Consider the following 15,547-nt stretch of genomic DNA (forward strand, 5'->3'; position numbering starts at 1 on the left):
AGGAGACACACTGCAATGAACAAAGCGAAAAAAAGAATGATCATCATAGTTACAGCGGCTGCGGCGGTATATCTGCTCATACTATTATATATCATGTGGGGCAGATACTTTTTCGCAACGATAGATGATATGTCAAAAGACATCGGAGCTGATGACACAGAACACGTTATATGGGAATACTATTCAGACCCTGACAACCCCGATGCTGCCAATTCAGACCATTACATCGCATTTTATGATACAAAAAAGGGCTGGTATACAATAGGAGATGAAATGCTGGACTGCAATGTGGAATGTGAAGATAAGCTGTTCTCCCACAGGATAAGGTTCTACACATATGATACAGACGAAAACGGCAAGCCCTTTGATCCCAGGCTGGTATGCGAGGGCAGCTACAGATTCAACGACAGCGAGCACCTTATCGTCTATGTCGATGATGAATTCATCGGCGAAAACACCGGCGGAAGAAGCGTTTTGGAATTTGAGAAGAATTATTACGCATATGCTTTTGAGCTATGATGCAGGAAGAGCATTTGGTTACAGCTTAATAGAGTTTTGAGGATTCCTCACCATGTATATTATTACAGAGGTGAGGATTTTTATAGGCTGACAGAAGCGTTCACAAGTCTATTCAAAAATTTGAAATTATTTGTTCAGAAAATATTGCATTTTAAAACAGGATATGCTATAATAGTATCGTATATTTGAACAGCATCAAATAACGAGGAGGAGTATATATGAACAACACACGGAAGCGTGTGACAGCCGGCTTACTGGCATTTGCTATAGTGGCCGGTACGATACCGGCAAATGTGCAGTGGGCAGAGGTGTTTGGCGGAAGTACTATTGTGGCACAGGCGACAAATCATACTGTTAGTGATCTTAGATCATTATCCACATCGGCAAAAGAATGGTATTTAGATGGTTCAAATACAAATGCTTTAAATGAAGTAACTGGCGGCGCAACTCTGCTTAACTCTTTACATTCTGCCATTCAGATTGCAGATGATTATTTGAATTATACTAATGATGATACATATTCACTTGATCAAAATGAAGAAGAAATATATACAACTCTCGAAACCGCTTTCAATGCCGCAAAAGCAGCACTTAACGGTAGCACGCAGACCGCCCCAACAGTTACCACAGCGCCCTCGGCATTAAACCCGACCTACTCCGGTTCTGCACAGACACTTGTCAGCGCAGGCACGGCAAGCAGCGGCACGATATACTATGCGCTCGGTACAGATACAGCAGCTACCGGAGCTTACACCACAACTATCCCCTCCGAAACAAACGCAGACACATATTATGTGTGGTATAAGGCTATTGACGGAAATTCTGAATCCGAGGCAGCTTGCGTGCCGGTGACTGTCTTTCCCAAAAGCATATACGGAGCAACGGTCACGCTGAGTGCGGCTTCGTATGATTATGACACCTATGAGCATAAACCGACCGTATCAAGCGTTGCGATCGACAGCCTTACATTGACTACAAGTGATTTCGACGTTTCTTATCCTGATGACTGCACAAGCGCAGCTGAAAATCTGACCGTTACAGTCACAGGCAAGGGCAACTTCAAAGATGCCGCAACGGTGGTTTTTTCTATCGTTCCTGGCACACTCTCAGGCATATCTGCCACTGGCTTTGCCGGCGCATATGACGGCCAGCCACACAGCATTTCAGTGACCGGCGTTCCTGAGGGTGCAACAGTTAACTACAGCACGGACGGAGAGCATTATTCCACAGCAAACTGCATATACCAAGACGTAACAGACGGCGCACAGACAGTATACTACAAAGTCGAAAAGACAAACTATACAACGGTGACCGGATCGGCAACAATTAATATCACAAAAGCCGCTCCCAATGTGACCGCCCCGACAGCAAGCGCCATAACCTACGGTCAGACGCTTAATGACAGCACACTTACAGGCGGCTCGGTAACAGGCATAGGTGGTAGCAGTATCAACGGTACATTCGCATGGAAAACTCCCACAACTGTTCCTACAGTCTCTAACAGTGGGTATACAGTAGTATTCACCCCGAATGATACTACGAATTATAATACTGTCGAGTTAACTGTCAGCCCGACTGTCAACAAAGCCACCCCAGTTATATCCACCGCTCCGACAGCAAGCGCCATAACCTACGGTCAGACGCTTAATGACAGCACACTTACAGGCGGCTCGGTAACAGGTGTTACGGGTGCAACTCTTGAAGGAGCATTTACCTGGACGACATCATCAACCGCACCTGATGTTGCTGACAGTAATACAACAGAATACAACGTAACGTTCACTCCGAATGATGCAACAAATTACAATACTGCCAGTTGCAATGTCAAGCTGACAGTCAATAAGGCAGCCCCGTCAGTAACAGCTCCGACAGCAATTCAAAGCCTTGGATACACAGGATCACCAAAGGAACTTGTGACCGCAGGCACGGCTACAGGCGGTACGATGTATTATGCTGTTACTGACAACACAGCAACTTCTGCACCAACTAATGACAGTGCATGGAGCACTACAGTTCCTTCCAAAACAGATGCCGGCAATTACAAGGTGTGGTATATAGTTCGTGGTGATGAAAACCATACTGATACAGTTCCTGCATATGTTGAGGCGTCTATCGCCCCCGCAGAAAACCCAATAGCTTTCACAGCTGCACAAACTGTGACAAAGCCTTTCAGCGAAAGCGCACAGACAGCGACACTGACTGCCGCAGCAGACGCAGAGGGTACTGTGACCTATTCGATCGACAGTCAGAAAAACAGTGCTCAGACAGCTGTTTCGTATTTCTCACTTAACGGAACAACGCTTGGTATAGCAGCAAATACGCCAATTGGTACATATACAGTTGCCGTGAAAGCATCAGCAGCCGGAAACACAAATTATAACAGTAAAACAGCGACTTCAACTGTCACAGTGACTGTCGATAAGGCAGATAACTCATTTGCCACAGCCCCTGTTCTCGCAAGTGCTCCGATGTATACCGGAACGCCTTTAAGCCTTATCGCAACACCCGGCACACCCAAATTCGGCAACGCAGATAAAGTGAGCTACGCAGTAACAACAACTGACACAGCCCCTGCCGCTGATGCCGAGAGCTGGACAACATACGACAACATCAAAGCAGATGCTGCCGGCACATATTATATATGGTATAAGATATCAGGTGAGGATAACTGGAACGCTGTAGCACCAACAAAACTCGGCGCAGTGACCGTTACCAATAAATCAGACCAAAGCTGGACTATATCAATGTCCGACTATGTCTACGACGGCATAGCCCACGAGCCTACGATTAACGGTACAGCCTATGGCAAGCTCACATATACTTACTTCACATCTGCCGGTGTATGCTTAGGAAATACAGCTCCCACAGAGCCCGGCGATTACAGAGTATCCGTATCATCAAGCGGCGATGAGACGCATTTTTCAATGCTCGAATCGGCTGATTATACTATCAAAGGCGCAAAGTTCTCGACCGGCAACACGGTCAGCTTCAAGAAAATAGTCGAGTTCAACTTCCTCGTAGAAGCAACTGACGTTGATACAGTTGAGGGCGCATATGTAGTATTCACATACGACCACTATGGCACAACAACCACAGTCAAAAAGCCTATCAATAAGGACGACAAGAACGGCAAGTATTACAGAGTAAGACTTCCGCTTACAGCTTCCGAAATGGCAATCGACATCAAGGCCGAGCTCTATCTCGCAACCTCGGATAAGCCAGTAGATACCAGGACAAGGAGCATAAAAGACTACGCCGAAGCTGCAATCAAGGCAGACCTCGACGGCGCTGATGTTCTCAAAGCAATGCTCAACTACGGTGGCTATACGCAGACGGCACTTGGAAACAATACAGAGCTTCTTGCAAACAGCGGTGAGGGCATAGCAGTTGACGTATCAAGCATAAGCCCCAAAAGCGCTACAGCATTTGAAAGGCCTGAACCTTACGAAGGCGCACAGAGGACTTCAATTGGCGGTATCCCCGAAAATGTCAATATAAAGTTCACCCCAAAGGTCACATACAAGGGCTCGACTGTTATTACCAAGAGCGATGTGTATGTACGCCACTATTTTGAAGTTGATCCAAGCCTTTCTTCCGCAGAGCTTGAAAAGGTCATGGTGCAGGTCGGCTACAATATCCCTGTCCCGATCACCAGGCTAAGAAAAAACAGCACAGGCTACTACTATGACACAGCTCCCCAGCTTGCTTACGAGCTTGACAAGGAGAATAAAAGCATCTTGGTTTTCGGCTTTGCAGGAACTGTAACAAACATTGAAGCCTACACAGAGGTTGACGGAAACAGTGTGGCATCAGGAGCTAAAATAATCGAGATAACTCCGGCTGAAAACTCCTCATACAGCTTATATTCGATATATATCGAAAACTACAGCGTAATAGACTACTGCGAGGCTGTTGCAAACAGCAACAAGCAGACCGCTGCAAGCAAGAACATGGCAAAGGCGCTCTACTCTTACTACATGGCTGCCAAGGCTTATGTTGAAATGAGGGCGTAACGGCCGAATAGCATACACACCGCTGTCTCTCAGAGACGGCGGTGATTTTTATCCTCTCAGGTCGAAAGCGTGCGTGTTTGTAAGATCCGGTTTGTAAAAAGGCTGTTAACTTTTCCACAAGTGGTTGCTTTTGGGTAACTGATGTGATATAATAAAGTTAGCCAGATATAACTTTTAAAGGAGCAGTGTATGTTGACACTTAAAGAAATAAAGACCGGAGAAACGGTGCGTGTCGAAACGCTCGGCGGAAACGGGGCGCTGAGACAGCACTTTCTCGATATGGGGCTTATCCCCGGCACGGAGGTCACGCTTGTCAAATTCGCCCCGATGGGCGACCCTATGGAGCTGCGTGTAAGAGGCTATGAGCTTACTCTCCGCCTTGACGATGCGGCACAGATAGAAGTATCAAAGCTCGATGAGCCGGCACAAGCTAAAAAACACAGCAGAAAAAAGAAACACTCTGAGCACCCGGGTCTTGGCGAGGGCGGGCGCTTCCACGCAAAGGACGACGGCACTCCCCTGCCTGAGGGCGAGGTCATGCGCTTTGCACTTGTGGGAAATCAGAACTGCGGCAAGACGACGCTCTTTAACCGGCTGACCGGCTCAAAGCAGCACGTCGGGAACTTCCCTGGCGTGACAGTTGACCGCAAGGACGGTGCGATAAAGGGGCACCCCGACACGCTGATAACCGACCTTCCGGGAATCTACTCGATGTCGCCCTACAGCAGCGAGGAGATAGTCTCACGAAACTTCGTCATCGACGAAAAGCCGCACGCTATCATAAATATACTTGACGTTACCAACATCGAGCGAAACCTGTATCTGACGATGCAGCTTTTAGAGCTTGATATACCAATGGTCGTCGCCCTCAATATGATGGACGAGCTGACTTCAAACGGCGGCAGCATAGACGTAAACGAAATGGAAGCGCTTCTCGGCGTGCCTGTCGTGCCGATATCTGCGGCGAAAAACGAGGGCGTTGATGAGCTTGTCGAGCACGCAATACATATAGCTCACTACCAGGAGAAGCCTGTAAGGCAGGATTTCTGCGACAAGACAGAAAACGGCGGCGCAGTTCACCGCTGCCTGCACGGTATCTCCCACCTGATAGAAGACCACGCAGAAAAAGCCGGGCTGCCTATACGCTTTGCGGCGAGCAAGGTCACAGAGGACGACCCGCTTATCATCACCAAGCTGAAACTCGACCTGAACGAGATAGAAGCCCTCGAACACATAGTAACTCAAATGGAAAAAGAGCGCAAGCTCGACAGAAGTGCGGCAATTGCCGATATGCGCTTCTCATTTATACAGAAGCTCTGTGCTGAGACTGTCACAAAGCCGCACGAGAGCCGTGAACATATCCGCTCACGCAGGATAGACAGTGTGCTGACCGGAAAATACACGGCTATCCCCACATTTATCCTGATAATGGCGCTTGTGTTCTTCCTGACATTCAACGTCATAGGCGCTTTCTTCCAGGAGCTGCTTGAAAAGGGCGTTGACAGGCTCACCACCGTCTGCGACAATGCCCTGACAGATGCCGGGGCGAACTCAGTTATCCACAGCCTGATGATCGATGGCATTTTCGCAGGTGTCGGAAGCGTTATCAGCTTCCTGCCGGTGATAGTCACACTGTTTCTGTTCCTATCGCTGCTGGAGGACAGCGGCTATATCGCAAGAGTGGCTTTCTTTATGGATAAGCTGCTTCGTAAGATAGGCCTTTCGGGGCGAAGCATCGTGCCTATGCTCATAGGCTTCGGCTGCTCGGTGCCGGCTGTCATGGCAACACGAACCCTCCCCTCCGAGCGTGACAGAAAAATGACTATCCTGCTCACCCCGTTTATGAGCTGCACAGCAAAGCTGCCGATATATGCATTCTTTGTAAACGCATTTTTCCCCGGCAAGGGCGGCCTTATAATGGTAGGGCTTTATCTGCTGGGCATCATAGTCGGGATCCTTGCGGCGCTGCTATATAAGGGAACAGTCTTCAAAGGGGAGGCAGTGCCCTTTGTAATGGAGCTGCCAAACTACCGCCTGCCTGCTGTCAAAAACGTAGCCCAGCTGCTCTGGGAAAAGGCAAAGGACTTTTTGCAGCGTGCGTTCTCGGTCATTCTCATAGCGACCGTGATAGTATGGTTCTTGCAGAAATTTGATTTCAGCCTGCACATGACAAGCGATGCCGGCGACAGCATACTTGCACACCTCTCAGGGCTTTTCACCCCGATAATGGAGCCGATAGGCCTTGGCGACTGGCAGATACTCGTTGCCCTGATATCCGGCTTCATGGCAAAGGAAAGCGTTGTGTCTACCCTTGAGATACTATATAACGGCGGCGTGGCCGCTGCTATGACCTCGCTGTCCGCTGCCTGCCTGCTGGTCTTCTCACTGCTCTACACCCCGTGCGTTGCGGCAATAGCTTCTGTCAAGCGTGAGCTCGGCAGCAAATGGGCGGCTGCTGTTGTATTGTGGCAGTGCGGCATTGCATGGGTCGCAGCACTTTTTGTACACCTGATAGGCTCACTGATCTAAGGAGAGAATAACATGAATATTACAGATATTATCCTTATACTGATAATAGCGGCAGCACTGGTGCTCGCTGTAAGGAGTACGATAAAGCAGCGCAGGACAGGCGGCTGCTCATGCGGCTGCAGCGGCTGCAATATACAGTGCTCTAAAAAACAAAAGCAATAAGGTATAAGAAGACCCCCGGAATAATATCCGGGGGTCTTATAGTATCATTTCTTGTCGTAGACATTCACGCCTTTGTCGCCGTCGTAGTTTACAACTATCTCGTATTCCTCGCCGTCAGGAGAGGTCAGCGTATAGGTGTTCTCGCCCTCCTCGTAGAAGGTCACTTCGAGCACTGCCGTGTCGTCAGCGCCCTCGCTGATAGCAGGGTCGCTTATGCCTGTATCCTCGGCAGTTACGCTCCAGCTGTCGGTCAGAGGGTATTTTGCATCGTCAAGCAGCACCACGCAGTTATATCTGTATGTATGAGCAAAGGCACACACAGCGCCTATCAGCACAGCCACGCCGCAGCTGACTGAGGATATCAGCCTTGTTTCACGGTCGGCTATAAGAGCCTTGACCATTACCGCCGCAGCCCCGAAGCAGAAAAGCACCGCCGCTGTCTGATACACAGGCCGCCCGACAAAGCCTTTAAGATGCACAAACCCATACAGCACCATTACCGCAGCAGTGACAGAGAGCAGCCACACTCTGCCCTTGCCGTCTTCTTCCTTAAAGAAGCGGCAAGCAAAATATGCATACGGCACCGAGCACACTATAACAGGCACCCAGCCTATGAACTCCTCGGGCGCTGCCCTGTTGAACGGCGTTTTTATCATAGCCGCAAGAAAATGCGAGCAGAACAACATTCCGCCGGACATCAGCGCCGCTTCGACCTCCTTGCTGCACTTCATGGCGATGAGCAGCACAAGGACTATCCAGAGCTCGGCCGACTGCGATATATTATACAAAGAGCACATCTTAGGCATTACAAGCGCACAAATAGCCGTGAGCACGCCCATGGCACCTGTGAAGATACCGAGCCTTTTCCACGTCAGCTCGAACTCTCTGAATCTTTTGCAGAAGCTGTTTAAGACCACTAACATCCCGTTTTCCCTTCCCATATCTTTTACTTTCGCAGTGCTTTGGCCAATAATCAGCCAAAGCCCAACATCTTATACTATTATAACACATTTTTCGACAGAAGTCATTCACCATTTTGGTAAATTGAAGAATTTGTTTATTTTCCATAAATTACACCTCGTATTTTTATTCTTTTTATAGTTTTACATCTTTGTTACATACATTTTTGCCTTTAGCTAATTGACATTCTGTTTGCTTTTTGGTATAATAATTGTGTGTAGTTCCTGCTTTGGCCGAAGCTTTAACCTGCAGGAACAAATCAAGCGTTGCAAGGAGGCGCACTTATGAAAGAACTGACGGTTTTGGCAAAAACAGACAATCTCGATGAGATAATCCAGTTTGTTGACAACGAACTTGAATCTGCTGAGTGCTCGATGAAGATACAGATGCAGGTGCAGCTCGCAGTCGAGGAGATATTTGTAAACATCGCAAACTATGCCTACACCCCTGAGGAGGGTACTGCGACTATATCCGTTGACCGCACTGAGGACGGCGCTCTGCTGCGTATAGTCTTCAAGGACAACGGCACCCCGTATGACCCCCTCGCCAAGGACGACCCTGACATCACCCTTAACGCAAAGGACAGGTCTATCGGCGGTCTTGGCATATTCATCACCAAAAAGAGCATGGACAACATATCCTATGAATACAAGGACGGACAGAATGTACTTACACTCGAAAAGAGGATAGTGGGTTAACAGATGAAAAAGCTATTTGGATTTAAGCTCGGGGGGCTCCAGCAGAAAATTCTCAATCTCGTGCTGATATTCCTGATAATTCTGACAGCCTGCGGAATGCTGTTCTCTGTTTTTAAATCACTTAGGCTCAGCAAGACGGTGAGCGAAGCAAGAGAAGAACAGCAGACGGCTATTGAAAAGACCTCTGCTCAGACCATGTATCAGGTCACAGAGTCTTCGCTGACAAAGACTAATTCGCTGCAGTCAGATGCGGCTGATGCACTGTTCGGCGAGATAGAGAACAACATAAAGGCACTGCGCTCGCACGCACAGAGCCTGTTCGAGCAAAGAGATACCCTGGCACCGGCAGAATACAGGCTGCCTGAGCCGACAGACGACGGCAAGGTGCTCGATCATGTGCTGTATGAGGAGGGCGTTGACTACACAAAGTCGGAATACTTACCTATCGCTGCTCATCTCAAAAACACCATGATATCACTTGTCAAGACGAATCCTAAGATAACGAGCGCATATATTGGTCTTGCAGACGGCACTCATATAGGCATATCAAACAGCGGTTCATCTCTCTTTGATGAAAACGGCAAGCAGAAGCCATACCCCGTGCGTCAGAGACCCTGGTATAAGGGCGCTATAGACCGTGGCGATGTTTATTTCACCGGCGTTGAAAGAGATGCCTTTGAAAACACGGTATGCATCACCTGCGCTGCCCCCGTTGTCGTAAACAACGAGACAGTGGGCGTTGTCGGCATAGATGTTGAGCTTGACACCATTGATGAATACATCCGTGGGTCGGAAGCAAGTGCTGGGTTTATCTTCATAGTCGGCAGCAACGGCAAGGTGTTGTTCGCACCTGAGAACAACGGCGTCTTCACAGTCGAGACTACTGAAAACGCTGAAGACCTCAGAGATTCGGAAAACACCCAGCTCGCCACCTTCGTGGCACTGGCGCTTATGCAGGACACAGGTCTGAAGCAGATCAGGATTGACGGCAAGGAATACTACATGGCAGGCTCGCCCATGAAGACAGTGGGCTGGACGGTCATCTCGGCAGTTGAAAAGAGCATAATAGATACTCCGACACAGAGTATGCTCAATGAGTATGACGAGATAAATGTGCAATCCTCCGAAAAATACACTAAAAGCACCGACAACCTGAGAAAGCAGACACTTGCAGTTGTCGCCCTGGTACTCGTGGTAGGTGCTGTGGCTGCACTTTTTGTTGCAAACAAGATAGTAAAGCCGATAGAGAGCATGACTGATGAGATAATCATCGGCGGCAAGACAGGCAAGCTGTTTGAGATGAAGGACATCTACAAGACAGGCGATGAGATACAGGTGCTCGCAGAGTCGTTTGATGACCTGTCAAAGAAAACAGCCCAGTATATCGAGCATATAACACGCATAACCAAGGAAAAGGAGCGCATAGGCACAGAGCTTGAGCTTGCAAGAAAGATACAGGCCGATATGCTGCCCTCGATATACCCTGCATTCCCCGACAGGCCGGAATTTGACGTATATGCCACCATGCACCCCGCAAAGGAGGTCGGCGGCGATTTCTACGACTTCTTCCTGATAGATGATGACCACTTAGGCCTTGTAATGGCTGACGTTTCGGGCAAGGGCGTGCCTGCGGCACTGTTTATGATGATGTCGAAGATCCTCATAGGCAACTTCGCCATGATGGGCGGCTCGCCTGCCAAGGTTCTCGAACAGACAAACAACGTCATTTGCCAGAACAACGAGGAGGAGATGTTCGTCACCGTATGGTTCGGCATACTTGAGATTTCCACCGGTAAAATAACCGCAGCCAATGCAGGCCATGAATACCCCATTCTCAAAAAGGCCGACGGCAGCTTTGAGCTGTTCAAAGACAAGCACGGCTTTGTGATCGGCGGTATGGACGGCATGAAATACAAGGAATACGAGTTCACGCTCGAAAAGGGCGGTGCGCTGTTCCTCTACACTGACGGTGTGCCTGAGGCGACCGATGCAAGCGACGAGATGTTCGGCACAGACAGGCTGCTTGAAACTCTCAACCGCCGCAAGGACGAGGATATCAATGTAGTAGCGCTGCTTGAAGATGTTAAAAAGTCGGTAGATGATTTTGTGGGCGAGGCAGACCAGTTTGATGATCTGACCATGCTCGGTCTGATACTGACATAAAATAATAAAGGCAACACCGCACGAAGATTGTGCGCAAATTGCGCAGTCAGCTTTTTCGTCAGATTGCACAGATTTTCCGAAGGAATACTACCGTATTTCAAGGAAAAAATGTGTAATATGACGGAAAAGATGCAAGTAAGTTGCGTACAAAGCCTTCAGGCGGTCTTTGTGCGGTGTTGCCTAAAGATAATCAATTGAAAGGAGTTGGCCTTTTATGAAGATCAACAAAAACATAAACAATGAGACACTTACCATTTCGGTAGACGGAAGACTTGACACCATAACTTCCCCCGAGCTTGAAAATGAGGTCACATCAAGCATCAGAGGCATCAAGGAACTGGTGTTCGATTTCAACGAGCTTGACTACATCTCATCGGCAGGCCTCAGGGTTCTGCTCGCAGCACAGAAGCTCATGAGCGAGCAGGGCAGTATGTATATCACAGGCTGCAGCGAGGATATCTTAAGCATATTTGAGATAACAGGGTTTTCTGATATACTCACAATAAAATAAGGAGGATAACATGACTACAGACATCATTCAGGTATATGGTGACCTAAAGGGCAGAGAACAGGCTCTTGATGCTGCTGAAAAATTCTCCGAATACAATGGCATAACCGGTAAGAACGCCATGTATGTGCGCCTGCTCACTGAGGAGGCTCTTGGCATGATACACGGCATAATGAACAACTTCAAAGGTGAGATATGGCTCGAAAGCGAGCAGACTGAGCAGGGAAAGACCTTCCGCATACATCTGAAAACCCCCAGAGGTGTTACCGAGACTCAGGAAAACAAGCTGCTTTCCGTTTCATCGACAGGCAAGAACGAGAGTGCCAAGGGCATCATCGGCAAGATAAGAGAGATGATACGCATAGGCACCCAGAGCATAGACCCCAGCGGCGAAGGCAGCCTTGACAGCTGGTTCACCATGGGTCTGCCGCACGGCAAATCACGCTTTATAGACGATTACTATGTAGGCTACTGGTCGCTCGACACCTACCGTGACAACATAGAAATAGAAGGCGACGAGGAGACTCAGAGAGACGCCTACGACGAGCTTGAAAGGTCTATAGTTGCAAAGCTCTCAGACGATGTCAAGGTATGGCTCAGGTCAGACTCGACTGAGGTCGTTATCGAAAAGCTCATGAAATAACAACATATGCAAATATCCCGATACGAGATGTATCGGGATATTTCTTTTATTCTGCCTTTTTTCTGATGTTGTCGATGTCCTCGGTGGTTCCGCCGCCGTCATCATCGGGAGCACGGAACTTGCCCTGGTCTACGAGCCGCAGGAAAGCATCTACAACGTCGGCCGTCAGCTGCGTGCCTCTTACCTCTTTTATGATAGACACTGCCTTGTCGAAGTTCATTCTCTTTCGGTAAGGCCTGTCTGAATACATCGCATCAAAGGTGTCGGCAACTGCGATTATCTGAGCCACCCTCGGTATCTCGTCGCCTTTGAGCCCCTTGGGATATCCCTTGCCGTCAGGCCTCTCGTGGTGAGCGCCTGCGCCTATCGCAAGCTCCGGCATTATGCTGATATCCTTAAGTGTGTTGTAGCCGAGCGCCGAGTGAGCCTTTATCTGTGCAAACTCACTGTCGGTCAGCTTGCCCTGCTTGTTGAGCACCTCGGCCTTTACACCTATCTTGCCGATATCGTGCAGCATGGCGATGTTGTAGTACTTCTCAACTGTCTCCTCATCGAGCCCGAGCTCCTTTGAAAGCATCATGGTATACTCGGCAACTCGTGACGAATGGCCGTTTGTATACTTATCCTTCATATCTATTACCTTCGCAAAGGCTTCAACTATCTCACGGATAAGCATTTTCTGCTCTCTGTCCTTTTTGAGATAGCGCTTCTTTATAACATAGCTGAGTATCAGAAACAGCACCGTGAGCACTACTATGCCTGCTACTACGCATAGTGCCTTGAACCACGCCTGCTCGTAGTACATCTTCTTTTTGACTATGCGAACGCTCAGCACCTTGCTCGAGCTGCCGTTTATATCCTCTATCTCCATGCGGAAATCGTAGCTGCCGCCGCTTAGGTTGGTATAGTCTATCGGCACGAGCTCGCTGCGCCTGATAGTCGTGCTGTTTTTCTCAAAGCCTTCGAGCTTGTATGTGACCTTGGGATTTAACAGCGAATAGTTGAAAACATAGCTGTATACCGTTATCTTCCTTGTCTCTGCCGGTATGATGAACCTGCCGTCAGACTCGGGATATATCGCCTCGCCGTCGGCCTCGATGTAGGGCACGGTCATCTTGATGTTGTCAACGCTTTCAAATGGCTTTTCAATGTTGACCTTTGCAACGCCCGTCGTGCCGGATATAAACAGGTCGCCGTCGTCAGTCAGCTCGCTGTAGGAGTTTGATGTGGATATGCAGCAAAGGCCGTTATCCTTGCCGTAGTAGATAGGGTTTATATCCTCGTTTTTCAGCAGCTCGTCAATATTCGCCACATATATGCCGTGGCTTGAGAGCACCCAAACATCGCCCTTGCTGTTTTCATACAGGTCAAAGTTGTTTGAATAGGGGAAGTTATTTATAGTGGTTATCTTATAGTCCTTATCCATATAGGCTATGGAGTTGCTGGTGACTATCCAGTAGAGGTCTTTGTTTTTGCTTTTCTTGACCCTCATCACAACGTCTGACATAAGGCCGGAATCAGTTCCCTTATAGGATATACCGCTGCTGCTTATGATATATATACCGCCGCCGTCTGTGCCGACGATTATATCGCCGTTGTCAGCCTCGGCGACACTCAGCACCTCGGTGTTTGCGAGCCCGTCTGATTCGTTATAGACCTTGACCACCTTGTCGTCCTGTATCCAGGCAACGCCGCCGGTGCAGGCTGCAAGGAACGAGCCGTCCTTTCTCTCGACGACCACTCTCACACGTTCAGAGGGCATACCGTCTGCCACGGTGAATTTCGTGACCTTGCCGTCATCGTATCTTACGAGCCCGTGCTCGCTGAAGGTCGATATCCACAGCCTGTCCTTGCTGTCTCTGATTATAGAGCGTATCTTGTGGCCGAGGAGCATACTTTTAAGGTCTTTGTCGTCGCACTTTACGCCCGATGCCGTAACAGAGCTCGTGACAGGCATTTCCTTTATGACCTCACCGCCGCCGAGCACAGTCAGGTCACCGTCGCTCGTGCCGATAAAGAGTTTGTCCTTGCACACGCAGGTGGAATACACGACCCTGCTTTCGAGCAGATATTTCTCATACAGGTCGGTGAACTGGTTTGGCACTATCTTCATAACGCCCTGCTGCGAGGAGACGAACCAGAGGTTTTTCTGATAGTCTACCATCATTCCCTCGACAGCGTTATTCATAGGCACGCTCGAAGCGACCCTGTAAAACTCCCTGTTGCTGAGATACCCTATGCCGCCGTCCGTGCAGACCCATATCATATCACCTACAGCAGCTATCGAATTCACATTGTCAAGCGGGGCTATGTCATATTCAGTGACAACGGTAAAGCCGCTGCCGAATTTGCCGTAATACAGCTTGTCAGTCCTGTCGCCTATGTACGCATAGCCGGGGTTTGAAGAGTCAGGCAGGAAGGCTCTGATATTGGGTATGCCTATCTTTTCAGAGTTGCAGAATTCGACAAGCACCCCGTCCTTTATCGTGAACACTGCCCCCTCGATAGTCACACCGTATATAGTGTCGTTTGCGCCGAGCTGGAGCGAGCGTATGTATTCATCATTTATCTGCGGCTGGTCGAGCACTGAGATGTTGAGATCCTCATCGGCTGTTATGATGCCGTGAGTGGTGGCTATATAGACAGTTCCGCTGCTGTCCTCGGTTATCGAGCGCACAGAGAGCGAGCGCAGGCCGTCCTTCTTGCCGAACATCTTGAATTCGCCGTTTTCCATAACAGCCACGCCGCTGTCGTTTGTGCCGACCCACAGGCGATTCTTCGAGTCAACGAAAAGGCTCACAACGCTTGCGATACCCGTTGTCGAGTCGATACGCTCAAAGCTGTTGCCGTCGTAGCGTATAAGACCCGAGTAGCTGCCTATCCAGATAAAGCCCTCCTCCGTCTGGGCTATGGCGTTTGCCTCGGAGGTCGGCAGGCCGTTGGTGTTGTCGTACATCACAGCCGAGTAGCCGTCGCTCTGGCCTGTAGGGTCTACCGATATGCTGGCTTCATCGCCCCCACTCTCTGCTGATGCCATAAAAGCATACGGCACATCAGACAGGATAAGCACAAAAGCTAAGATCAAACAAAACACAACACCTGCCGCTCTGCTGCGGCGACCGGTAATCAACATATCAACTCCCCCTCCCGTCAGGATAGTATTTTTTCAGCATATATTATAACACATTTTAATAAAAAATTCAATACTCCTGCTGACAAAATAATTATATCTCCTATCAGCAAAACTGGCATTTGCGAAAAGTCACCGTCAGCACACACAACGGCGGCAATTATGTCAATTATTATAATTATTTCTTAAAAGTAAAAGTTTACAAAATTTCTTGATTCTATG

At 48.8% G+C, this 15,547-nt stretch carries 10 protein-coding genes; 8 read left to right on the top strand and 2 right to left on the bottom strand.

Annotation, left to right across the window (positions count from 1 at the left end; all coding sequences use genetic code 11):
• The first annotated feature begins 15 nt into the window (after positions 1 to 15).
• The 4 genes from CD05_RS0110495 (at position 16) to CD05_RS20360 (ending at position 7,223) form a co-directional block, all read left to right on the top strand.
• A complete protein-coding gene (locus tag CD05_RS0110495) occupies positions 16 to 519 on the top strand; it encodes a hypothetical protein (protein WP_028510456.1) in 504 nt (167 codons plus the stop codon).
• Positions 520 to 737: 218 nt separating this feature from the next.
• Complete coding sequence (locus tag CD05_RS0110500) at positions 738 to 4,532, top strand: hypothetical protein (protein WP_028510457.1); 3,795 nt, start codon at positions 738 to 740, stop codon at positions 4,530 to 4,532.
• 189 nt (positions 4,533 to 4,721) lie between these two features.
• Complete coding sequence (gene feoB, locus CD05_RS0110505; protein ID WP_347495241.1) at positions 4,722 to 7,061, top strand: ferrous iron transport protein B; 2,340 nt, start codon at positions 4,722 to 4,724, stop codon at positions 7,059 to 7,061.
• A 12-nt stretch (positions 7,062 to 7,073) separates the two neighbouring features.
• Positions 7,074 to 7,223 (top strand): FeoB-associated Cys-rich membrane protein, encoded by a 150-nt coding sequence (locus tag CD05_RS20360; protein ID WP_084262161.1) that lies wholly within the window; start codon positions 7,074 to 7,076, stop codon positions 7,221 to 7,223.
• A gap of 44 nt (positions 7,224 to 7,267) precedes the next feature.
• Here the strand turns inward: CD05_RS20360 and CD05_RS0110515 are convergent, their stop codons facing one another.
• Entirely contained in the window at positions 7,268 to 8,164 is an 897-nt protein-coding gene (locus CD05_RS0110515; RefSeq protein WP_156947435.1) for a hypothetical protein, read from the bottom strand.
• Between the two features lie 303 nt (positions 8,165 to 8,467).
• Here CD05_RS0110515 and CD05_RS0110520 point away from each other — a divergent pair, with 303 nt between their 5' ends.
• From CD05_RS0110520 to CD05_RS0110535, 4 genes are all read left to right on the top strand, one after another.
• On the top strand, positions 8,468 to 8,881 hold the full coding sequence (locus tag CD05_RS0110520) for an ATP-binding protein (protein WP_028510460.1): 414 nt from the start codon (positions 8,468 to 8,470) through the stop codon (positions 8,879 to 8,881).
• A gap of 3 nt (positions 8,882 to 8,884) precedes the next feature.
• On the top strand, positions 8,885 to 11,044 hold the full coding sequence (locus CD05_RS19810; RefSeq protein ID WP_051588949.1) for a SpoIIE family protein phosphatase: 2,160 nt from the start codon (positions 8,885 to 8,887) through the stop codon (positions 11,042 to 11,044).
• Between the two features lie 214 nt (positions 11,045 to 11,258).
• Entirely contained in the window at positions 11,259 to 11,555 is a 297-nt protein-coding gene (locus tag CD05_RS0110530; RefSeq protein WP_028510461.1) for an STAS domain-containing protein, read from the top strand.
• 10 nt (positions 11,556 to 11,565) lie between these two features.
• Complete coding sequence (locus CD05_RS0110535) at positions 11,566 to 12,195, top strand: hypothetical protein (protein WP_028510462.1); 630 nt, start codon at positions 11,566 to 11,568, stop codon at positions 12,193 to 12,195.
• 46 nt (positions 12,196 to 12,241) lie between these two features.
• Here the strand turns inward: CD05_RS0110535 and CD05_RS0110540 are convergent, their stop codons facing one another.
• Positions 12,242 to 15,328, bottom strand: a complete 3,087-nt coding sequence (locus CD05_RS0110540) for an HD domain-containing phosphohydrolase (protein ID WP_051588950.1) — start codon at positions 15,326 to 15,328, stop codon at positions 12,242 to 12,244.
• Between the last annotated feature and the right edge of the window lie 219 nt (positions 15,329 to 15,547).

It is taken from the genome of Ruminococcus sp. NK3A76 (assembly GCF_000686125.1).
Lineage (GTDB): Bacteria > Bacillota > Clostridia > Oscillospirales > Ruminococcaceae > NK3A76.